The sequence below is a fragment of the Flavobacterium sp. GQ95 genome (assembly GCF_059758655.1).
Genome location: NZ_JCAXEB010000005.1, coordinates 175,090 through 197,231 on the forward strand (window position 1 = coordinate 175,090; position 22,142 = coordinate 197,231).

Sequence of the window (22,142 nt, forward strand, 5' to 3'; positions counted from 1 at the left end):
TATTAATACAAAAAGCCGTCTTAGACGGCTTTTTGCTTTTTATGTGAGTTTAAAATTACCAATTCAATTATTCCTCATCCTCTTCGTCTTCCGGCTCCGCTTTATTTGCGCTGTATTCGTCTAAAGTTCTTCTGTCCGGATCATTTTTGTCGCTTAAATCTCTTTCAGCATCTATTGTACGATTGCTGTTTTTTTGAAGATTAATATCATCATTATCGTCTAAATTTTGTCCGTCAGAATCGTCGTTGTTGTACGACTCTCTATTTTGATAGTTATTTTGATGCTGATTAATTGCCGGATCTTTATTTTCCATTGTTTCAGAAGTAATTGCTTCATTATCTGATCTGCTGTTTCTGTGGTTTGAAGTATTCATAATAATTGTTTTTATAGTTAATAATTACAAATCTACCAACTAAATAAAAAAAAGGGTTATAGATTTTTATGTTATAATTGCATTATTATCAGCTGTTTATGTTTGTGTTTCTGAAATTGTAGTTTATGGATATTTTATAATTTTTAATATGAATGATAGAACATTTTTATCATAGTTTCTTATTAATTTGGAGCAAATTACTGGATAAATATTCCTTACTTAAACTAATTTATTATGAAGATACCTAAAGAAATAATTAACGGGTTTTATATATTTTTGGGAATTGCACTTTTTTTCCTGTTGATGGAAGTTTTAAATCTTTCTCATTTATTTTATTTACGATTACTAAATGTGCTTTTCATTTTTTATGGTGTAAACAGAACTTTAAAAATGAATCTTGTTGAAGGCAAAAACAGTTTTCTCCCAAATGCAATATCGGCTATGGTAACTTCCTTTACCGGGGTTGTACTTAGTATCATCGCATTACTTATTTATAGTTATGCCAGAGGTGGCGATGCATATGTCAAATCACTGTCTGAAGCTTTTATGTTTGGTGGAGATCCCTCAGTACCAACCTATGTACTTTGTCTTCTTTTTGAAGGATCTGCATCTTGTGTAATTGTGACTTTGTTATTAATGCTATTATGGAATAATAAATACAAAGCCGATTAACTAATAGTGAAAAGTTAGGAGTTAGAAGTGAAAAGTAAAAAGTTAAACGGTAAATAAAAGCCGATAAATGCTTGTTCAGAGCATTTTATCGGCTTTTGTTTAATAATTTTCTGGATGATTTACCGGATCAACTTCTTCACGATCCTGATTTACTTTATCCTGCAGGGATAAATCAACATCTTTATAAAGATCACCTGGTCGATCCGTTTCTTCCAAATCATCATCATCATCAAAACCTTCCTCTTCTTCGAAGTCATCTTCTAAATCATCATCGTCCAGATCACCATCTTCTTCTAAATCGTCATCATCAACATCATCATAGTCCTCTTCATCGTTACGAGATTCTTCGTCAATATCATCCAGGTCGTCATCGTCATTACGATTATTATCAATATCGTTAAATTGTCGATTTAGATTCTGATCTTCATCATCAATTACCCCATCATCTAAGGCAGCGTTTCTATCATCATCTAAATATTCATCTTGAAAATTCGGTTCATCTCGTCCGAATTTTTCTCTTTCGTCTATATTCATAATTCCTTTTTTTTAAGATTTATAACAGTACTAAAGTACAGGTACTCAGAATCAAAATATTACAAAACACAACGGTGTTAATTACATAATTTAAAGGTTTTTATGAATAAAAAACCTTTATAGTTTGCTTTTAATTTTTAAGAAGAAAAAGGATAGGCAGCCATAATTAAATAAGCAATTATGATGATGCTCATCAGAAAAATAACAACAGTGAGAACGGTCAATAATAAAGTAGAATACAAATATTCGCCTTTTTGGAGCAATTTATGCGTTTGTCTGTATTTCCAATAGGATAATAAAATAGTTAACGCGCCTGTAAAAACCAGAGCGATACCAATAATTATAGTAAAACCATTTTTCGGAATATTGGCTTCATGAAAAAAACTGGCAGGCAATTGATTGACAAACAATGAAAATTTGACAATTACGAATCCAAATACCATGATTCCGATACCAGTTCGAACCCATGACAAAAATGTTCTTTCATTTGACATCTGCTCATTGATCATTTTTTTATTGTTCTCCATTTTGCTGTTGTTAGTGATTATCAAAAGGTTTGATATCAAAGTTATAACGGCATATTTTATTTTTTTTATAGAATTGTATTTCACATTTATACAATATCTATATCAAAAATACTTAACTGGAAAAGGCGTGTGCTAATTTTATAAAACCGAATTACAATCTTGTAAAAATCTGATAGTGTGCTATATATACTTTTGATAAGTATAAATTAATTAAAAAAAATATTATGAAAACGACAAACACTAAAACCAGTTCAACTGACACAAAAACTAAAAGTGCCAGAACATCAAGATCAAAAGCAAATGGAGCTGTAAAAGCAAAATCGTCAGCCGCAGAAGGGTTGAGAGAATTATTTGTAGACTCGCTGAAAGACATTTATTGGGCAGAAAAAGCTTTGACAAAAGCACTTCCAAAAATGGCTAAAAATGCGACTTCAGAAAATCTTATTGCTACAATTAATGATCATCTTACCGTAACAGAGGAACAAGTAACGAGATTAGAGCAAGTTTTTGATTTGATAGGAGAAAAAGCATCTGCAAAAAAATGCGAAGCCATGGAAGGTCTAATTAAAGAAGGCGAAAGCATTATGGAAGAAACTGAACAAGGACCAGTGCGTGATGCCGGAATTATTGCTGCATCCCAAAAAATCGAACATTACGAAATTGCTACTTATGGTACTCTTGCTGCTTTTGCCCATACTTTAGGTGAAGATGAAGCGCTGGACTTATTACAGCAAACTTTGGACGAAGAAAAAGAAGCAGATATACTTTTAACCGAAGTAGCTTATAACAACATTAATTTTGAAGCTTCTGATGAAGAAGATGAAGAATAAATTTAGTACTGCATTTAAATTAAAAAACCTGTAATTTTTCTAAAAAGATTACAGGTTTTTTATCACTCTAAAGTTAGAACCGTTTAATTGAATTTTACGTTGACATTCAAGTATCGATTTCATCTGTTCAGGATGCCATATCCTTTTTTCTTTACTTCTATATATGGATGAATCATATTATACCAATTTTAGACATTCACGTTCGTACACTTCTTTTCTGAGTCCGCTGCTCGAAAAACGATGATTACGTTTGTTATAAACGAGTTTAATATCCATTTTTTCACAATACTCGCGACCTGTAAAACTTTTGTCTTTATATTCTTCCCCAATAATTCGTACATCAATAGGAAAGGCCTGAAGTATGTCCTGGAGATCCTGTTCTGTTGTATACGGGATAATTTCGTCGACAAATTTGCATCCCTTAAGCTGTATATAACGCTCTACCACAGATTGTGTAGGTTTGTTTTTTTCAGGTCTGTCAATAGTTGGATCCGTTTGTAATCCTACAATTAAATAATCGCAGTGCTGTTTGGCTTCTTCAAGCATTCTCACATGTCCTGCATGCAGTAAGTCAAAGGCACTAAATGTAATTCCGGTTATCGTTTTAGTTAATTTCATTTGCTTATTTATTTAATAGTTTGTCATACTTCAGATAATGCACAAATATATTCAGTCGAATAGATTATTTCTTACAAATAAAAATTCAGTTCTTATATAATTTTAAGGTGTTTAGTCTGTAATTTTTTGTAAGAAATATATAAAGTGATGATTGATGATTATTTTACTTTTAAAAATTATGAACTTTAAAATCATTTATTATGAAAACACTATTCAAATCCAAATTGGCATTGTTGGTTCTTTTGACCGGACTTGCATTTTCGTGTAAAAAAAATGAAACTGTTCCTGCTAATGATTATACTAATGATGTTGATACCACACAAACAACAATTGACAGTGTAAATACAACTATAGACACCACAACTGTTAATTCAGGAACTAACGGAACTACTGGTGCAACTGGTGAAGGTTCGACAGGATCAGGAGCAGCAGGCACCACACAAAAAGGGAATACGAATTTGAACGATTCTACCACAACTACTACTCCAAAACGATAATTAAAAGTTGAGGAGAAATAAAAGAGCCTGTAATATTTGAATTACAGGCTCTTCTTAAAATCGATTAGAATAAACATACTAAATCCTAAACCGATTCTAAATACGTTTTGAAATTCATAATATCATCTTTTACCACTTTTTCAAAATACGGATTAAGCAATTTTGCAGCGCTTTCGCCAGCAACTCCCAATGGAGTATGATACGAGATAGTTACAATAATTTCGGTGCCATTTCCGCTTGGTCTGAAAACCACTTTACCGGCATTTTTAATAGAGGAATCCGGAAGTGAATTCCAACTGATGATTCTTTCTTTCTCGTCTTTTACGATTTCAGCTTTCCATGTTAATTTCCCTATACCGGCAGGCCCTTTAGCTGTCCATTTTGATGTTGTATAACTTAAAGGTTTTACAGATTCAAGGTGATTCATAAATTTTGGAAGATTTTCGAAATCACGCCAAAAATTATAAACCTCACTTATAGGTTTGTCGATTATGCTATTAACTCTGATGTTTACATTTGAAGCCTTATCATTTTTTAAATGATCTACGGCATCATAAACAGGACAATATCCTGAAAGTCCACGTAAAAGCATGGCGCTCCCTGAACCAATTTGAGCGATACTTTTATCCTCTTTCGATAATCCTTTATATAAAAGATAGCCACCACTGGTAACCATTAAAATTCTTTCCAATGCTGAAACGTTTGTTTTAAGTTTCGAAGTCCCTGAACTAGAAACTTGTTTTGAAGATGTTGCTGCTGTTTCCATGATTCTATATTTTATTAATATTAAATTTTAGTGTGAATTTTATTGTGTTAAAAATAAGCGCTTTATGTATTTTTTGCATTACACTATTAATGTTGATCCTTACAGAATTAAGCTTTAATGCCCATAAATGAGCGAATTTCGAAAATATATTTTTGCCACAGATTTTACAGATTCACACGGATTAAAATCCTTTACTCCGATGGCTATTGGGAGTAGAAATAAATCAGCGTCCGCTAATCCATAAAATCCGTCGGCCACCCATTTGACAGAGAATTAATCATTTTAATCCCTTAATCTGTGGCAAGAAAAAAACAATTATTTAGATAAAAAGTTGGTAAACAAAAAAGGCAACGATTCCAAAAATTACGTGTGCAAAAAACAATTGTACATAATAGCCTTTAATATCGATATTAGGTTTTTGAGGTACAATTTTAAACATAAAAACCCAACCCAAAATTCCTATGATACCACTGGCTGCTCCTAAAACAAATGCTGCTGGCCAGGACATTTCGACTACGTCATACACCCATAAATAATGATAAACCATGACAAAGAAAAGCCCAATTAAATAATGCAAAAGCCATGCTAACAACATTTTTATTTGCGGAGAGACTTCAAGTTTTAATGAAGAAAGTATGTACGTAAGCAATACGGGCTCTTTGTATAATTCTCTGGCACTTGCTGAGACGACATAACTAAATAAGGTCATTGCAGATGTTGCCGCTATTGTAGTAATTAGTATTTGAGATAGTATATGAAAAGTCATAATTAGAATGTTTTGGTGGTTACTAAAAAAATATACTTTCAAGTTTCATCGTTTAACATAAATCTGCTTAAATCTTTTTAAATCTGCGTGAAAACTTTAATTTTTTGAGTTCAATAAAATGTGTTTTGAAAATGAGTGCCCTAGCCCGAAGTGGAAATCCTTTTGCTTTTTTCTTTAAGAAGCAAAAGATTACTTCACTTAATTTTTATTTTAATTGGAGTTCAGTGAACTTCGTTTGCAACGGATAGCGGGATTAGCTCCTGAAAAAAACAAACTTCATTATTATTTTGATGCCTTTTTTAAGGATTCTGCCATTGCCTGAGCGTCTTTACCATACATTCGTTTGTAATACTGCAGTAATTGTGGCTTGGTTTTTTTTGCATCTTTTGCATGACCATCCCAAATTACACCCAACGATGTGTACGGTGGAACAGTTACGCCAATACTGCAAAAGAAATTTGCAATATTTCCTGTAATGTGTTCAACGCCGTCTGAATCTCCTGTTACGATTACACCACCAATTTTTCGATCGAGTGGGGAATCTTCTCCAGCAAGAATAATGTCATAAACTTCGTCGAGTCTTTCAATACAGCGTTGTAATTCAGACGAATGGTTGTTCCACCAAATTGGTGTTGCAAAAAGTAAAATTTTAGCGTCTAAGATTTTCTGGTAAATTGCTGGCCAGTCATCTTTAACATCCATATGCGTGTAACATCCAGGAACGATGTGATGATCCGTGAGTTTAATGATTTCATAATCAATGTCTTGTTCCTTCAAATAGTCAACAAAAAAATCAACAAGTGTTTCAGTATTAGAGCGGCCTTTCTTTTTGAGTGTGGCCAGAAGTATAATTGCTTTCATTTGTTTTTGATTTGATATGAATTTTATGTAAATCTGTTTGCGCCGGACCATTTATTACTGATCCGTCTGTAGAAAATCGGGAACCATGACAAGGACAGTCAAAAGATTTTTCATCAGAATTCCAATTTACAATGCAACCCAAATGAGGACACACAGCAGAAAACGCTTTTAAGGAATTATCAAAATCCCGATAAACGGCAATTCGTTTTAATCCGGATGAAATAACACCACCTTCTCCGGCCGGTAAATCTGCTGTATTTTTTAAGTCAGATGACGTAATCCAATCTACATATTGTGAAGCCATATTACTTAGTTCTTTTGCAAAATCAACCGCAATTTTAAGAGTAATACGTGATGGATTGTATAAATCTTCATATTTATTTTTAATACCCATTATACTATCACAAATGATCATAGCGCCAATTGTGGTATGTGTCATACCGTTTCCGGAATCACCGGTAATAATATAAATGTTGTCATCGCCGGGGTTTTTGCCCATAAAGCCCAAAGAATCTACCGGTTCCATGACTTGGCCCGACCATCTGTAAGTCAAATCATCTTCCAGCATAGGAAAATAGTTTCGGGTCCAGGCTTCCAGTCTGTCATAACGTTCCCCTGGTGAAATTCCTTCTTCATCTGCCTGACCTGTTTTGTGGTCTTCTCCTCCGGAAATTAATAAATCGTAGTTTTCATCATAACTTTCCAGACGTACATAATGATACGGCTGGGAAACCCATTTTGATTTCAGATCCCCAGTATCCCACCAAAGTGCGTATGGAAGTTCTCCTTTCGGAATTTTTCCGGCTATAACATAAGTTCTATACGCATGTTGTTTGGTGTGCATGGTCAAAACATCATTAACGGGACTGTTTGTTGCTACCACAATATGTTGTGCAGAAAAATTATATCCGTTCACCTTTGCGCCATTTTTAGTAATATCTTCTGCATGTGCTTCTGTATAAATTATTCCCCCCAAAGAAGTTATAGCTTCAGCAAGCCCTTTTAAATAATGTAAAATATGAAACTGTGCCTGATTAGCAAACGCAAGGCATCTTTGGTTTTCGGCATTCGCCAATGCCGGAATTCCTTTTAAAATCGAGGTTTTTAATCCCGCTTTTTGTGTGACATGAAATTCCTTGTCTAAATTTTCTTCCTTATCCGTTGGATGAAGAAACAAATAACCATTTACTCTTTTAAAAGAGCAATCGATATTTAATTCGGTAACAATTTGTTCAATTTCATCTATGGCTTCAGTATGACTTTCAGCTGCAAGTTTAGCAGCGTTTTCTCCGAAGATTTTTTCCAGAAAATAATAACGGTCGTCCAAAGCGCACGTTAAATGTGCTGTAGTTCGCCCAGTTTCGCCGCTGCCAATAAAACCGTCTTCTACCAGAACTATTTTTTTTCCGGCCTTTAGCAATTTATAAGCGGTAGTTAAACCAGCTATTCCGCCTCCGATAATTAATACTTCAGTTTCTATATCCTGGTCAGGGATATTACAGGAGATTATTTGTGTAGAATCAATCCAAAACGAAACATTGTCGCCTGAAGTTATACTGGAGCTTTTTAAACTATGATCCGATTTATTTTCCATGATTGTTTTGTTTTTGAGATTTGTCTAATTATGTAAGAGACTGATATTTAAAGTAAATGCTATCAAAGCTAGTAATGGTTTAGACGGAAATCTTATAAGTTTAATGCTAAATTTTATAGGATTACCATGGTGTTTTTTATGTAAGAATTTTGACGAATAATATAAGTGTAAAAGGCTTAATAGTAGTTAATTAGATTTTTTATTAATTCAAAAAAACAGATATATGAAAGCAGCTGTAATACATGGGCCGGGTTCTGTACAATATGATACAGTCGATGACCCGAAACTTAAAGAAAAAGACGATATTATTTTAAAAGTGACATCGACTGCTATATGCGGTTCTGATCTTCATATTTATTCGGGTGGATTTCCGCAACCAAGACCAATGGTACTCGGACATGAATTTATGGGTATAGTTGAAGAAACAGGCTCAACAGTTACCCATCTTAAAAGAGGCGATCGCGTTGTAGTTCCGTTTCCTATTGCTTGTGGAAATTGTTTTTTCTGTGATCATAATTTGGTGGGAAACTGCGAACATAGTAACCCGGAACATTACGGACCAGAAGGAGGTATACTGACAGAAAAAGGAGGCGCTTTATTCGGATACACCGACCTTTATGGTGGCTATGACGGGGGGCAGGCACAATATGTGAGAGTTCCGTATGCGAACTTCGGGCCGAGAGTTGTTCCTGATAATTTAACGGATGAAGAAGTTCTTTTTTTGACTGATATTTTTCCGACTGGCTATACCGGCGTAGATTGGGGAGAAGTTAAAGGTGGTGAAACCATTGCGATATTTGGAGCGGGTCCGGTTGGAATTATGGCTGCTAAAAGTGCCTGGCTTTGTGGTGCTGCACAAGTAATTATTGTAGATACTGTACAATACCGATTGGATAAGGCAAAAGTCGCAGCAGATTGTACAACGATACTCTGGAATGACGGCGCAAAAGAGGTAGTAGAACAAATACGTGCCTTAACTTACGGACGTGGAGCAGATGTATGTATCGACGCCGTAGGTTTTGAACCCGACAGAAATTTTGCAGAACGTATAAAAGCAACTATAAATTTTGAAAAAGGCTCAACCAAAGTTTTAGAAGCTTGTATGAGTGCCGTGAGAAGAAGTGGGATCGTTTCCGTCTTGGGAGTTTATCCTGTAAATTATGATAATTTTCCAATAGGACAATTCTTCGATAAAGGAATAGTTTTAAAAGGAGGACAAGCACCCGCGCACAAACATATAGACAAATTGTTAGAGTTTGTCGTTCAGGGAAAAGTCAAACTGAATGATATTATTACCCATCGATTACCGCTGTCGAAAATTTCACATGCTTACGATATTTTTAATAAGAAAGAAGACGGCTGTGTTAAGGTTGTACTCGATCCCTGGCAATAGTTGTTTAAGATGAAATTCTAAATTAGGGAATTATCTCCTTTAGGATTTCATCTTATTGTATTATTGTAATTTGAGATGCAAAATGATTTTTTTATAGATTATTAATTCAAATTCCTGTACTCATTAGGGGTATTGCCAACATGCTGTTTAAAAAAATGGGTAAAGTGCTGCGGATATTTAAAATCCTAATTTATAAGCGACTTCGTTAATAGTTTTCGCAGAATCAAATATTTTGTTTTTGGCCGTATCGATTATCTTGTTTTGAATGTATTCCTGAGCAGATTTTCCGGTTTCTTTTCCGTGATTTAAGAAATATTTGATATTTGAATTTAAATAATTAAAAACCAATTGTTTGTGATTTTTTTGTAATTTAGAAAATAGAATAAACAACCATACTCCCAAAATAATTGTCAATCCTAAAATCAGACTTATTATGATACAATTAACCGTAAATGGCAAAAATGAAAAACTTGACGTAAGCCCGGAAATGCCGCTACTATGGGCATTACGTGACACATTAGGACTTACCGGAACCAAATTTGGTTGTGGAGTGGCTCAATGCGGTGCCTGCGTTGTGCATCTTGATGGTGAAGCTGTCCGTTCGTGCGTTACAAAAATGAGTCGTGCAGAAGGTAAAAATATAGTTACCATAGAAGGACTCTCTCAAAATAATGATCATCCGGCGCAAAAAGCATGGCAGGAAATTGACGTTCCCCAATGCGGTTATTGTCATTCCGGCCAAATCATGTCGGCCGCAGTATTGCTTCGGGAAAATCCAAATCCGACAGATCAGGATATAGATGACGCAATGGCTGGGAATATTTGCAGATGTGGTACGTATCCACGAATTCGCAAAGCGATACATCTTGCTTCACAAATGCAGGGAAAAAGCAGAACATGATTTATAAACAGAAAACAAAACTCATGTCAACAAAAACTAAATTTATATTGATAGCTGTAATTCTAATTTCTACAATTGGACTGGCATTTACTGTTTCGATGCATCGGATAACGGAAAAAAAATATATTAGTATTGCTCCCATAAAAAAAGACAGTGTAGCATCAGTGGCGGCTTTTAAGCAAGTATATAAGGTACTTATGAGTCCACGTTGTGTTAACTGTCATCCCATAGGAGATATTCCGCTTCAGGGTGATAATAGCGTTGTACACAGCATGCAACCCAAACGAGGAAAAGATGGAAAAGGAGTTTACGCAATGAAGTGTGCCAATTGTCATCAGCAATCCAATAGTCCCGGATTACATACACCTCCGGGAAATTCCGAATGGCATTTACCACCTGCTGATATGAAAATGGTATTTGAAGGGAAAACTCCTCATGAATTGGCCAAACAATTGGTTAATCCGGAACTGAATGGACATAAGGATTTGCAAAAACTTATTGCTCATGCTGATGACGGTTTAGTAAAAGCAGGCTGGAATCCTGGTAAAGGAAGAACAGTTCCGCCTTTAACGCATGCACAATTTAAAAAAGCCTGGATCACCTGGCTGCAAACTGGCGCTTATGCTCCTGCTAAATAGAATTGCTTTAATTTTAATGACGATCCGATGACTAAAAATAACAACGTTGATACGACAAGACGAAATTTTCTTAAGCTAACCGGTTTGGGTGGTGCAGCACTTTGTCTTGGCTTTTATTTTCCCGCAGATGGAGTTCCAACACTTGTGACACCTTCTGATTTAACTGATTCTGAAATCGAATTATGTCCCTGGATTATCATCAATCCATCAGGAAAAGTAACTATTGTGAATCACAGGGCAGAAATGGGGCAGGGTTCTTATCATTCGGTACCACAAATTGTAGCCGAAGAATTGGAAGTGGATATGAATGATATCAATGTCATTTTTGCAATTGGAAACGAAAAAAAATATGGTGGACAAGTAACAGGAGGAAGTTCAACGATTCGATCCTCTTATAAAAATCTCCTAAAATTAAGTGCGGCTTCGCGCGAAATGCTAATTGCTGCTGCCGCTGCAAAATGGAATGTTCCAGTTGCTGATTGTTATGCAGAATTGGGACATGTAATTCATAAACCTTCCGGCAAAAAAGCACATTATGGAGAACTTGCCGTAGCAGCCTCCAAACTGCCAACACCGAAAGAACCAAAGCTCAAAAAAATATCAGAATACAAATTAATTAGAAAACCATTACGAAGAATTGATACACCGTTTAAAACAAACGGTACATTAATTTTTGGGCTTGATAAAAGAATTCCCGGAATGCTGTTTGCTTCAGTAGAACGTGATCCTCGTTATTTTGGAAAAGTAAAAAGTTTTGATGCTACAGGCGCCTTAAAAGTTCCCGGAGTTAAGAAGGTCTTTAAAGTTGAAATGGGCTATTATGACTATAAGCGTGAAGGTGTTGCTGTAGTGGCAGATTCGACCTGGGCAGCTCTTGAAGGCAGAAAAGCATTAAAGGTAGAATGGGATAGCAGCGGTTTTAAACACTGGAGTACTCCGGAAATCTATAAAACTCAGGATGATTTATTGCAAAGTCAGGAAGGTATGATACTCAAAACGCAAGGCAATCCTACTGAAATACTAGCGCAATCAACTAAAAAAATAGATGTTGTTTACCAAACGCCCTATCAATCACATGTTGCGATGGAGCCTATTAACTGTATTGCTCATCATAAAGGCGATTCGATTGAAATTTGGGGACCAATACAAGCACCGGGATGGATTCAGGACGACATAAGTAAACAGTTTAAAATTGACAAAGAGAAAGTAATTGTGAATATGACTTTTCTTGGGGGAGGTTTTGGAAGAAAAGCCATGATCGATTATCCAAGTGAAGCAGTTGGAGTTTCGAAAATATTAGGCGGGCCAGTTCAGGTGATTTGGACACGTGAGGATGATGCTACTTTAGGGCCTTTTCGTCCGGGGATTTCTTATCGATGTGAAGGAACTATAGCTAATGGAAAAATTGAAGCATTGAAATTCAGAATGGCTGGTCAGAACAATGATCACTGGCGTGGTGGACCAAAAGACAAACCCAACAGAAGTACCAGTGAAGGATTTTTAAAACCATATTATGAGAGTATTAAAAACCTGAGTATTTCAGATGTTCTTTTTGAAACTACGATTCCAACGAGTTTTTGGCGATCTGTATATGCCTCTACAAACGGATTTGCTTATGAAAGTTTTATTGATGAAATGGCACACGAAGCAGGAAAAGATGCATTGGATTTTCGTCGCGAACACTTGCAGGAAGAGCGCTGCCAAAAGTTAATAGATAAAATGGAAGAAGTTTCGGGTTGGAAAAATCGCGCAAAAAATGAAGGTTACGGTGTAGCGATTACGGAATGTTTCAACTCAACAGTAGGGCATATTGTAAAAGTTTCTAAAAACACTAAGGGCGGTGTCAAAATTGATAAAGTCTGGGCTGTCATGGATTGTGGCTGGTATGTAAATCCGGATATTATTCACGCTCAGGTCGAAGGCTCCATTGTGATGGGTTTGGGTGCTGCAACAATGCATCAGATTACATTTAAAGATAATGTAGTGGAGCAACATAATTTTTATGATTATCAAATGTCGCGAATTAATGAAATTCCATCTATAGAAGTATACATCATAGATAATGAAGCAGATGCAGGCGGTGTTGGAGAACCAGGACTTCCACCTTTTGCTCCGGCTTTAACAAATGCTATTTTTGATTTAACTGGAAAACGAATCAGGACTTTGCCATTTAGTCTTTCAAATGTTTAAAAAAGTGATTTTTAATTATCAGTAATAATTTATCATAAGTTGAAATTTCTAAACTCCAAGCTCAAAATGAGATTGGAGTTTTTTTTTGAATAATTTAATAAGCAATACAAACAAACAAAAACTTCTCTATCAAAAGATTAAACTACCTGACTCTGAAAAATTAATTTATTATAAAAGAAAATAACTAAGTCAAAAGTGTAGTAAGATTCAAAATCAAATTTTACTCAAAGTAACAAAAATCTCCAATGTTAAGTTTTTGTTGAAAAGCAAAGCTTAACATTGGAGCGTTATTTTTAAAGGTATATTTGTTAATAATTAATTAACATTCAGTTAAAATAGAAATAACATTGAAAATTATTTAAAATTTCACTCTAATAAATATATCTGCACATGAAAGAAAAAGAAACCGAATTAAATGAAAACTCTGAAAATGATAGTTTAAAAGCCAGTGAGCAAACTCTTGAAAATGAAATTGCTTCTGACAATGACATAAAAACGGAAACAACGGATTCAAAACCAGCGGCAGCAGTAAAGCCAAAAACTACCATAACAAAAAAGAAATCTGTTAAAAAGCCTGAAGTTTTAGTACCAGAAACTACAGAACAAAAAGAAGAAACTGTTTCGGCTGAGGCTTTGGAAAAAACGGAAGAAATTGTTTCAGAAGATAAAAATAATATTAAATCTAAAAAGAAGAAGACCAAGATGAAAGAAAAAGACGCAAAAGACAAGGACAAAGAAAAAGCAAAAAAGAAAAAACAACTAGCTAAGAAAAAAGAAAAAGCTAAAGAAGATAAAAAGAAAGAGAAAGCTAAAAAAGCAAAGCAAAAAGCAAAAGCTAAAAAGCAAGCCAAAGCAAAAAAAGCAAAAGACAAAGCTAAGGCAAAAAAAATCGCCAAAAAGAAAGCAAAAAGATCGAAATCAAAATCGAAAAAGAAGAAATAAAAATAAAGCCCTGAAATTTCAGGGCTTTATTTTTTTACTGTAGCATTCTTTTCTTTATTCCGAATATGTTCCCGATGCGATATTCCCCAATTGATCATTTCACTAATGATGGGTCCAAAAGATTTGCAATATTCTGTTGATTCGTAAAGTATGGGAACTTTAGCATCACGGTCTTCCGTCCTTTTAACCAGATTATTGAGTTCCATATCTTTTAATTCTTTCGAAAGCATACGCGAAGTAATTCCGGGAATACTTTGCTGAATTTCCTTGAATCGTGTATTTCCATTACAAATGGAGTTTATAATAGGCAATTTCCATTTCCCTCCCAAAACATATAAAGTGTCCTGAAGTGCCTGAAACTCTTCTTTCTGATTCCTTGCCATAGTTAGAATTTTAATACTAAGATATAAATATTTTTTTTCACCATATAAGTGATATAAGTTCATTTAAAACTTTGTGTTTGTTGGAGCGTAATTTCTTTACCATATAAGTGATATAAGTTCATTTAAACTTTGTGGTTAGTTTGAATAATCCTTGCGGTAAGCTCATTTAAGCGGGACTTACAGTAGAGTAATTTTTATCGCATTAAGTTTAAGTGCTAAAATACTCATTACTATTTTCTTATATGACCTTGACTTTTATATGAAGCAAGTAAACACTTGCTATTATATGAACTTATATCACTTATATGGTGAAAAAACGTAGTATACTCTATGATATCGCTGAGAAAGCAATGTCTTTTCAGATTTAACTTTGTACCATTAATTTAAAAACTTAAAAAATGGACAATTTAAAAAATAAAATTGCAGTAATTACCGGAGGAAATAGCGGCATTGGTTACGCAACAGCCAAACAATTTAAAGAACAAGGTGCAAAAGTGATCATTACCGGAAGAAGAAAAGAAGCAATTGAAAAAGCAGCCTCAGAATTAGGAGTGCATGCCATTGTTGCGGATCAATCCCGTGTTTCAGATATTGAAAATCTGGCTTCAAAAGTAAAAGAAGACTTTGGTAAAGTTGATATTCTTTTTATTAATGCAGGAATTGCTGGTTTGGGAACTATTGAACAGGCAACAGAAACCTTGTATGATGATATTATGAATATCAATTTGAAAGGAGCGTATTTTACTTTAAGTCGATTTATTCCAATCCTGAAAGATAGTGCATCCGTAGTATTTCTTTCTTCTAATACTGCTAGCATGAGCGGAGCAGGATCATCTGTTTACTCTTCAAGCAAAACGGCGCTGAATGCAGTAATGAAAATTGCAGCAGTTGAATTAGCCCCAAGAAAAATCAGAGTAAATTCGGTTAGTCCTGGCCCAACAGAAACAGAAGTAATGAAAAAAGTAGGTTTAGATGAAACAACTGTAAAATCGATTATGAATGTTGTTGTGGAAAAGGTTCCGTTAAAACAAATGGGAGCTTCAGAAGATGTAGCGAAAATGGTTTCGCATTTAAGTAGTGAAGCCTCAAAATTCATCACCGGTGCTGATTTTATTATGGATGGGGGAATGGTTTTGGCTTAAAAGGCTTAACCGCAAAGTGCGCTAAGATTTACGCAAAGGTCGCAAAGTTATTCATCTCATAGCTTTGCGATCTTTGCGTTTCATAAAACCCTGCTAAAAAAATCTTTGCGCACTTTGCGGTTAAATCGCAAAGTATTTCAAATCTCAAATTTCACCCTGGCCGTTTCACTTCCTACTTTGTCCGTTTGAGCTATTTTCTGATTTTAAAAGAAGGATTGTCAAAGTACTTTTGACGAAGAAATTAACTGATAATCAAGTAATTTAAAAATCAAAAAAAATGAAAACAATTCAAAAAAACAAACGCAGCTTCTTAAATGCGATCGCAACAGGAGCTTTTATGTTGATAGCTACAACAAGCTTTGGACAGAAAAAACAAGTTGAAACAGCAAAAGAATCAGAAACGATTCGCCCTTATCATATTAGTATTTCAGAAAAAGCAATCACAGAACTTCGTGATCGTGTAAATGCTACAAGATGGCCGCAAAAAGAAACTGTAACAGATCAGTCGCAAGGAGTGAAATTAACTCAAATTCAAGGTATCGTAAAATATTGGGGAACTGGTTACGACTGGCATAAAACAGAAACGAAGCTAAATGCCTTACCTCAATTTATTACTAAAATTGATGGCTTAGATATTCAATTCATCCATGTAAAATCCAAACATAAAAATGCTCTGCCAATTATTATTACACATGGCTGGCCGGGATCATTCTTTGAACTTTTAAAAGTTATTGGTCCGTTAACAGATCCTACTGCTTATGGTGGAAAAGCAGAAGATGCTTTTGATGTTGTAATTCCTTCAATGCCCGGTTATGGTTTTTCTGAAAAACCAACAGAAACCGGTTGGGGACCTGAAAGAATTGGAAAAGCATGGGATGTTTTAATGAAACGTTTAGGGTATACACATTATGTATCACAAGGTGGTGACTGGGGTTCTGTAATTGCAGATGCAATGGCCGTACAGGCTCCACAGGGACTGTTGGGAATTCATTTGAATATGCCTGCAACAGTACCGGCAAATATTGCTAAAGCATTACAAGACGGTAGTCCGGCACCTGCAGGATTATCGGTTAAAGAAAAAACGGCTTTTAATTCGTTGAATAAATTATATACCAGAGGCGCAGGATATGCCGGAATGATGGTAACCCGTCCTCAAACTTTAGGTTACGGACTTACAGATTCGCCAGTTGGTTTGGCTTCATTTTTCCTGGATAAATTCAACGATTGGACTTACAGCGGTGGCAATGTTGAAAAATCATTGACCAGAGATGAAATCCTTGACGATATATCACTGTACTGGTTTACTAATACAGCTAATTCTTCAGCCAGTTTATATTGGGAGAACAACAATAACAACTTTAATGTTGTAGAGCAAAAAACAAATGAAATCAAAATTCCGGTGGCGGTGACTGTTTTTCCGGGAGAGATTTATCAGGCACCAAAAAGCTGGACGGAGAAAGCATATAAAAACCTGATTTATTTCAATGAAGTAAACAAAGGTGGTCACTTTGCTTCCTGGGAAGAACCGCAACTTTTTACAGAAGAACTTCGCGCCGCTTTTAAATCATTAAGAAAATAATAAAATCCTATTGCCTGATAGGTTTTAAAATCTACCAGGCAATTAATTCACTACGCTAAACAATAAAATTATGGAAACAAAGAAAAACAAAACATGGGTAGTAGTCGCTATTATCATTTTAGGAATAATCGCTTTTTTAATTCCCAATCAGATTGCCGCACAAACCGGTATAAAACGAACCGATTTACAAAAGCATGATCTGAGTATTCCCGGACGCGAAACAGTACAGGCGAGAATCGATTTTGAACCACACACCGCTTTTGGAAAACATTCTCATCCTGGTGAAGAAGTTATTTATGTCCTTGAAGGTTCATTAGAATATCAAATCAATGATGATAAACCAGTAACATTAAAAGCAGGAGAAGTACTTTTTATTCCTGCAGGCGTAATTCACTCAGCTAGAAATCACAGCAACGCAAAAGCTTCAGAACTGGCAACTTATATTGTAGAAAAAGGGAAACCAATTTTGGTACTAAAAAAATAAAAAGTTTACAAACTGGCAGAAAGTATAAAACTTCATCTATAAGGCTGTCCGTTTCAATCATCACTTTGTCCATTTGAGTTATTTTCTGATGGTACAGGTATTGTAACAGGGATACTTTTGACGAAGAAATTAACTGATACTGAATTAGTTTAAAAAATAAACACAATGAAAAATAATAAACAAACAGAGATAAATCGAATTTTAAAGGTCGCTGCTGTACAAATTAGTCCCGTTTTATACAGTCGTGATGCAACTGTTGAAAAGGTAGTCAACAAAATATTAGATCTTGGAAAACAAGGTGTTCAATTTGCCACATTTCCGGAAACAATAGTGCCTTATTATCCTTATTTCTCTTTTCTTCAGGCTCCGTTTGCAATGGCAAAAGAGCATCAGCGCCTATTGGAAGAATCAGTTACGATTCCATCTGCAGCAACCGATGCAATAGGAAATGCAGCAAAAGAAGCAAACATGGTAGTATCGATTGGAGTAAATGAAAGAGATGGAGGAACCATTTATAATACACAGCTTCTTTTTGATGCTGATGGAACACTTATTCAACGCCGTAGAAAACTAACACCAACCTATCATGAAAAAATGATTTGGGGTCAAGGTGATGGTTCTGGTCTGCGTGCAGTTGATAGTGCAGTTGGTCGCATTGGGCAGCTTGCTTGTTGGGAACATTATAATCCACTTTTTAGATATGCCCTGATTGCGGACGGAGAACAAATCCACTCGGCTATGTATCCGGGGTCTATTTTTGGTCCATTATTCAGTGAACAGACAGAAGTGAATGTTCGACAACACGCACTTGAATCAGCTTGTTTTGTTGTTGTTGCAACCGGATGGTTAGATGCAGATCAACAAGCTCAAATTGCTAAAGATACCAATGGGCCAACAGGTCCTATTAGTGGAGGTTGTTTTACTGCTATAATTGGCCCTGATGGACAAATTATAGGGGAAGCTCTTAAATCTGGAGAAGGAGAAGTCATAGCTGAAATAGATTTTGCACAAATTGATGCCCGCAAAAGACTTATGGATGCAAGCGGTCATTACAGCCGTCCGGAACTTTTAAGTTTACTGATCGACAGAACTCCAAAACCTCATGTTCACGAACTTGCTGAGCAAGCTATTTTACAAGAATAATTTCTACGAAATAAAAAAATAAAAACAAAAAAATAAAGAAAATACAAAATGAAGAATAAAGCAAAAATCATTGCTCATACACTATGGGTAATACTATTCGCACTTGCGTTGAGTGAAGTTACAGCACAAGAAAAAAATATAAAAGATGTAAAAAATGGTGAGGCAATTCGGCCTTATAAAGTTAATATTTCGAATGCCGATTTAAAAGATCTTAAAGAACGTATTCAGGATACAAAATGGCCAACAAAAGAAACCGTTGCCGATCAGTCTCAGGGAGCAAATCTTTCTAAAATGAAAGACTTAGTACATTATTGGGGAACTACTTATGACTGGAGAAAAGCAGAAGCTAAACTAAATGCTTATCCACAGTTTATAACAAAAATTGATGGTGTCGATATTCACTTTATTCATGTTCGCTCTCAAGAAAAGAATGCAATGCCGCTTATCCTAAGTCACGGATGGCCAGGATCAGTATTTGAATTTATGAGTGTTATCGGGCCCTTAACTAATCCTGTTGCTTATGGCGGAAAAGCCGAAGATGCTTTTGATGTAATTATACCATCATTACCAGGATTTGGATTTTCAGGAAAACCAACAGAAGTAGGATGGGATATTGACCGAATTGCAAAAGCATGGGCAGTATTGATGAATCGTTTGGAATATAAACAATATGTTGCCCAAGGTGGAGACTGGGGAGCTGGAATTGTTAATTCAATGGCATTACAAGCACCAAAAGGATTGCTTGGTATTCATAGCAACTTACCTGCAACCTTACCAACAGAAGGTGGAAAGGCTCTGGGAAGTGGAATAGCTCCGGAAAGTTTTTCTGCAAAAGAACGCGCTTCTTTCAATCATCTTAGCAAATCAATTAAGGAAGGTGATTTTACTTATAAGATGACAATGACGACAAGACCTCAGGCAGTAGGCTACGCTTTGAATGATTCTCCTGCCGGTCTTGCAGCATGGCTTCTTTTACATCCCGGTTTTGCTAATTGGTCATATGGGACAGATCCTAAACAATCACCAACAAAAGATGAAGTTCTGGATGATATTTCATTGTATTGGCTTACTAATAGTGCAACTTCTGCATCAAGAATATATTGGGAAAACAGAAACATCGAAATTGTAAGTTCGGCTTCAATGAAAACCGATCAGATTAAATTACCAGTTGCTATTACCGTTTTTCCGGAAGATGTTTTTACATCGCCAGAAACATGGGCACGCAAAGCATTCAAAAACTTAATTTATTTTCACGAAGTAGATAAAGGAGGACATTTCGCAGCATGGGAACAACCACAATTGTTTACAGCAGAATTGCGTCTTGCATTTAAAACGCTTAGATAATTTAAAAGAGGGGCTAAGTTGCTAAGGAGCTAAGAGACTAAGGTTTTTTTATCTCAGAAATTTAGAAACTCAGAATCTCTGGCCTTATCTTTTTCGAACCTTAAACACAACAATAAAAAATGCTAAGATGCTAATATCTCAGAACCTTAGCACCTTAGTACCTCAGAACCTTAAAAAAAACAAAAAAATGGAAACAAACAATTCAAAAGTGCTTTACACAGCTGTAACGCATACAACAGGTGGAAGAACAGGCGAATCTCGCAGTTCAGATGGTAAATTAGATATCAAACTTTCAACTCCGGGATCTACAGGTCCGGGTACAAATCCGGAACAATTATTTGCGGCAGGCTGGTCTGCTTGTTTTATTGGAGCAATGGGAAAAGCAGCAGCAAATTTACAAGTTACACTTCCTGTAGGACATTACGTTAGTACAGAAGTTGACTTAGTTTCAGGTGATGATGGTTATTCATTGCAGGCACGTTTAAACATTAGCTTACCAGGTTTGGATCCTGAAATTGCTAAAAGCATTATACAAGGTGCATCAGAAACTTGTCCTTATTCAAAAGCTATAAAAGGCAACATTAAAACAGAGTACAATCTTATCTAAGAAAAACTCATTTAAAAGGTTCTGATCAATTTAAAAATCAGAACCTTTTTGCTTTAGTAAAGAAATGATTCCTTCATAGTGGAGTATCTAATTGCAAAGTAATCTTATATCCAATTAAACATAAAACTTCAACTTTATGCCTGTCCGTTTCAACTTTTACTTTGTCCGGTTGAGCTATTTTCTGATTGTATAAGGACTGTTGTCGGCATACTTTTGACGAAGAAATTAACTAATAATCAAATAATTAAAACATCAGAAATTATGAAAACAATATCAAAAATCTCAAACAGTATTACAACTTTAACTTCTAAAGTATTTTTAATCACCGTTCTTTTCTTTGCCATGACATCAATCAATGCACAATCAGAAAATCAAAAAACAAATGCAATTGCAGTAAGTTCTTCTCTTGGAACTTTAAAACAAATCAACGCCGGTTTATTAAACGTAGGTTATACTGAAGCAGGGCCTTCAAATGGAAAACCTGTAATTTTACTTCACGGCTGGCCTTATGACATTCACAGTTATAATGAAGTGGTTCCCATTTTAGTGGCAAAAGGCTACAGAGTAATCACACCGTATTTAAGAGGATCCGGAACTACAACCTTTCTTTCAAAAGATACTTTTAGAAATGGCCAACAAGCAGCATTAGCAAGTGATATTATCGCTTTGATGGATGCACTTAAAATTGACAAAGCAGTGATTGGCGGTTTCGACTGGGGAGCAAGAACAGCTGTGGTTATGGCGGCACTTTGGCCAGAACGTTTACAAGGATTGGTTTCGGTAAGCGGTTATTTGGTGGTAAATCTTGAAGCCAATTTAAAACCATTACCTCCAAAAGCAGAATTAGGATGGTGGTACCAATATTACTTCGCTACAGAAAGAGGAAAATTAGGATATGCTCAAAACACTTATGAGTTCAATAAACAAATCTGGCAAATAGCTTCTCCTTTATGGAAATTCGATAAAGCAACTTACGATCAGACAGCGCAGTCTTTTGATAACCCTGATCATGTAGTAATTGTAATTCACAATTACAGATGGAGACAATCTCTTGAAGCTGGAGAATCTAAATATGATAGTTTAGAAAAACGTTTGGCAGCAAGACCTGCAATTAAAGTTCCGACAATTACAATTGCAAGTGATTTTGATGGCGCTTTCGCGGATGGAAAAGCGTATGCAGACAAATTCACAGGTAAATACGAGCATAGAGTTTTAAAAGGAATAGGGCACAACGTACCACAAGAAGATCCAAAAGCATTTGCACAAGCGATTATTGACGTAGATGGCTTTGCTAAGAATTAAAAATTGCAATATCAAAAAGCAATTTCAATCTCAATGTTAATTACAATTACAATTAC

25 protein-coding genes are annotated in these 22,142 nt (G+C 35.4%); 15 read left to right on the plus strand and 10 right to left on the minus strand.

Annotation, left to right across the window (positions count from 1 at the left end):
* Positions 1-67 precede the first annotated feature (67 nt).
* Positions 68-373 (minus strand): hypothetical protein, encoded by a 306-nt coding sequence (locus AC6CH4_RS11760; RefSeq protein ID WP_498103186.1) that lies wholly within the window; start codon positions 371-373, stop codon positions 68-70.
* Between the two features lie 234 nt (positions 374-607).
* On the opposite strand from AC6CH4_RS11760, the gene AC6CH4_RS11765 reads away from it, so the two are divergent.
* Positions 608-1,045, plus strand: coding sequence for a hypothetical protein (locus AC6CH4_RS11765; RefSeq protein WP_498103188.1), 438 nt, complete (start codon positions 608-610; stop codon positions 1,043-1,045).
* A gap of 99 nt (positions 1,046-1,144) precedes the next feature.
* Here the strand turns inward: AC6CH4_RS11765 and AC6CH4_RS11770 are convergent, their stop codons facing one another.
* Both AC6CH4_RS11770 and AC6CH4_RS11775 read right to left on the minus strand, forming a co-directional pair.
* On the minus strand, positions 1,145-1,579 hold the full coding sequence (locus tag AC6CH4_RS11770) for a hypothetical protein (RefSeq protein ID WP_498103190.1): 435 nt from the start codon (positions 1,577-1,579) through the stop codon (positions 1,145-1,147).
* A gap of 137 nt (positions 1,580-1,716) precedes the next feature.
* On the minus strand, positions 1,717-2,106 hold the full coding sequence (locus AC6CH4_RS11775; RefSeq protein WP_498103192.1) for a YidH family protein: 390 nt from the start codon (positions 2,104-2,106) through the stop codon (positions 1,717-1,719).
* Between the two features lie 224 nt (positions 2,107-2,330).
* Between AC6CH4_RS11775 and AC6CH4_RS11780 the strand changes: the two genes are divergently transcribed.
* Positions 2,331-2,936: a YciE/YciF ferroxidase family protein gene (locus AC6CH4_RS11780; RefSeq protein ID WP_498103194.1), complete on the plus strand. Its 606-nt coding sequence runs from the start codon at positions 2,331-2,333 to the stop codon at positions 2,934-2,936.
* A 177-nt stretch (positions 2,937-3,113) separates the two neighbouring features.
* Here the strand turns inward: AC6CH4_RS11780 and AC6CH4_RS11785 are convergent, their stop codons facing one another.
* On the minus strand, positions 3,114-3,554 hold the full coding sequence (locus AC6CH4_RS11785) for an adenylyltransferase/cytidyltransferase family protein (protein ID WP_498103196.1): 441 nt from the start codon (positions 3,552-3,554) through the stop codon (positions 3,114-3,116).
* Positions 3,555-3,754: 200 nt separating this feature from the next.
* Here AC6CH4_RS11785 and AC6CH4_RS11790 point away from each other — a divergent pair, with 200 nt between their 5' ends.
* Positions 3,755-4,051 (plus strand): hypothetical protein, encoded by a 297-nt coding sequence (locus AC6CH4_RS11790; RefSeq protein ID WP_498103198.1) that lies wholly within the window; start codon positions 3,755-3,757, stop codon positions 4,049-4,051.
* A gap of 85 nt (positions 4,052-4,136) precedes the next feature.
* On the opposite strand, the gene AC6CH4_RS11795 is transcribed toward AC6CH4_RS11790, so the two are convergent.
* The 4 genes from AC6CH4_RS11795 to AC6CH4_RS11810 all read right to left on the minus strand — a co-directional run bounded on the left by AC6CH4_RS11795 (position 4,137) and on the right by AC6CH4_RS11810 (position 8,038).
* Positions 4,137-4,817, minus strand: coding sequence for an SRPBCC family protein (locus AC6CH4_RS11795; protein ID WP_498103200.1), 681 nt, complete (start codon positions 4,815-4,817; stop codon positions 4,137-4,139).
* A gap of 319 nt (positions 4,818-5,136) precedes the next feature.
* Complete coding sequence (locus AC6CH4_RS11800) at positions 5,137-5,583, minus strand: hypothetical protein (protein WP_498103202.1); 447 nt, start codon at positions 5,581-5,583, stop codon at positions 5,137-5,139.
* A 282-nt stretch (positions 5,584-5,865) separates the two neighbouring features.
* Positions 5,866-6,444: a flavodoxin family protein gene (locus tag AC6CH4_RS11805; RefSeq protein WP_498103204.1), complete on the minus strand. Its 579-nt coding sequence runs from the start codon at positions 6,442-6,444 to the stop codon at positions 5,866-5,868.
* On the minus strand, positions 6,395-8,038 hold the full coding sequence (locus tag AC6CH4_RS11810) for an FAD-dependent oxidoreductase (protein ID WP_498103206.1): 1,644 nt from the start codon (positions 8,036-8,038) through the stop codon (positions 6,395-6,397). Before AC6CH4_RS11810 ends, AC6CH4_RS11805 begins: the two co-directional genes overlap by 50 nt.
* A gap of 223 nt (positions 8,039-8,261) precedes the next feature.
* Here AC6CH4_RS11810 and AC6CH4_RS11815 point away from each other — a divergent pair, with 223 nt between their 5' ends.
* Positions 8,262-9,431 (plus strand): zinc-dependent alcohol dehydrogenase, encoded by a 1,170-nt coding sequence (locus tag AC6CH4_RS11815; protein ID WP_498103208.1) that lies wholly within the window; start codon positions 8,262-8,264, stop codon positions 9,429-9,431.
* Between the two features lie 177 nt (positions 9,432-9,608).
* Here the strand turns inward: AC6CH4_RS11815 and AC6CH4_RS11820 are convergent, their stop codons facing one another.
* Entirely contained in the window at positions 9,609-9,779 is a 171-nt protein-coding gene (locus AC6CH4_RS11820; RefSeq protein WP_498103210.1) for a helix-turn-helix domain-containing protein, read from the minus strand.
* 85 nt (positions 9,780-9,864) lie between these two features.
* On the opposite strand from AC6CH4_RS11820, the gene AC6CH4_RS11825 reads away from it, so the two are divergent.
* From AC6CH4_RS11825 to AC6CH4_RS11840, 4 genes are all read left to right on the plus strand, one after another.
* Complete coding sequence (locus AC6CH4_RS11825; RefSeq protein WP_498103212.1) at positions 9,865-10,332, plus strand: (2Fe-2S)-binding protein; 468 nt, start codon at positions 9,865-9,867, stop codon at positions 10,330-10,332.
* A 23-nt stretch (positions 10,333-10,355) separates the two neighbouring features.
* Entirely contained in the window at positions 10,356-10,970 is a 615-nt protein-coding gene (locus AC6CH4_RS11830; RefSeq protein ID WP_498103214.1) for a hypothetical protein, read from the plus strand.
* A 27-nt stretch (positions 10,971-10,997) separates the two neighbouring features.
* Positions 10,998-13,160 carry a xanthine dehydrogenase family protein molybdopterin-binding subunit gene (locus tag AC6CH4_RS11835; protein WP_498103216.1) on the plus strand — a complete coding sequence of 721 codons (2,163 nt, stop codon included), beginning with the start codon at positions 10,998-11,000 and terminating at the stop codon, positions 13,158-13,160.
* 390 nt (positions 13,161-13,550) lie between these two features.
* The gene (locus AC6CH4_RS11840) at positions 13,551-14,102 is read left to right on the plus strand and encodes a hypothetical protein (protein ID WP_498103218.1); all 552 of its coding nucleotides are present in this window, start codon (positions 13,551-13,553) and stop codon (positions 14,100-14,102) included.
* A 26-nt stretch (positions 14,103-14,128) separates the two neighbouring features.
* Here the strand turns inward: AC6CH4_RS11840 and AC6CH4_RS11845 are convergent, their stop codons facing one another.
* The gene (locus AC6CH4_RS11845) at positions 14,129-14,485 is read right to left on the minus strand and encodes a winged helix-turn-helix transcriptional regulator (protein WP_498103221.1); all 357 of its coding nucleotides are present in this window, start codon (positions 14,483-14,485) and stop codon (positions 14,129-14,131) included.
* 398 nt (positions 14,486-14,883) lie between these two features.
* Between AC6CH4_RS11845 and AC6CH4_RS11850 the strand changes: the two genes are divergently transcribed.
* The 7 genes from AC6CH4_RS11850 (at position 14,884) to AC6CH4_RS11880 (ending at position 22,086) form a co-directional block, all read left to right on the plus strand.
* Positions 14,884-15,627 (plus strand): SDR family oxidoreductase, encoded by a 744-nt coding sequence (locus tag AC6CH4_RS11850; protein ID WP_498103223.1) that lies wholly within the window; start codon positions 14,884-14,886, stop codon positions 15,625-15,627.
* A 277-nt stretch (positions 15,628-15,904) separates the two neighbouring features.
* Positions 15,905-17,206: an epoxide hydrolase family protein gene (locus AC6CH4_RS11855; protein WP_498103225.1), complete on the plus strand. Its 1,302-nt coding sequence runs from the start codon at positions 15,905-15,907 to the stop codon at positions 17,204-17,206.
* Positions 17,207-17,276: 70 nt separating this feature from the next.
* Positions 17,277-17,690, plus strand: a complete 414-nt coding sequence (locus AC6CH4_RS11860) for a cupin domain-containing protein (protein WP_498103227.1) — start codon at positions 17,277-17,279, stop codon at positions 17,688-17,690.
* 165 nt (positions 17,691-17,855) lie between these two features.
* Positions 17,856-18,833, plus strand: coding sequence for a nitrilase-related carbon-nitrogen hydrolase (locus AC6CH4_RS11865; RefSeq protein WP_498103229.1), 978 nt, complete (start codon positions 17,856-17,858; stop codon positions 18,831-18,833).
* 48 nt (positions 18,834-18,881) lie between these two features.
* Entirely contained in the window at positions 18,882-20,177 is a 1,296-nt protein-coding gene (locus tag AC6CH4_RS11870; RefSeq protein WP_498103231.1) for an epoxide hydrolase family protein, read from the plus strand.
* A 187-nt stretch (positions 20,178-20,364) separates the two neighbouring features.
* Positions 20,365-20,784, plus strand: coding sequence for an organic hydroperoxide resistance protein (locus AC6CH4_RS11875; protein ID WP_498103233.1), 420 nt, complete (start codon positions 20,365-20,367; stop codon positions 20,782-20,784).
* Positions 20,785-21,045: 261 nt separating this feature from the next.
* Positions 21,046-22,086 carry an alpha/beta fold hydrolase gene (locus AC6CH4_RS11880; RefSeq protein ID WP_498103235.1) on the plus strand — a complete coding sequence of 347 codons (1,041 nt, stop codon included), beginning with the start codon at positions 21,046-21,048 and terminating at the stop codon, positions 22,084-22,086.
* The last annotated feature ends 56 nt before the right edge of the window (positions 22,087-22,142 follow it).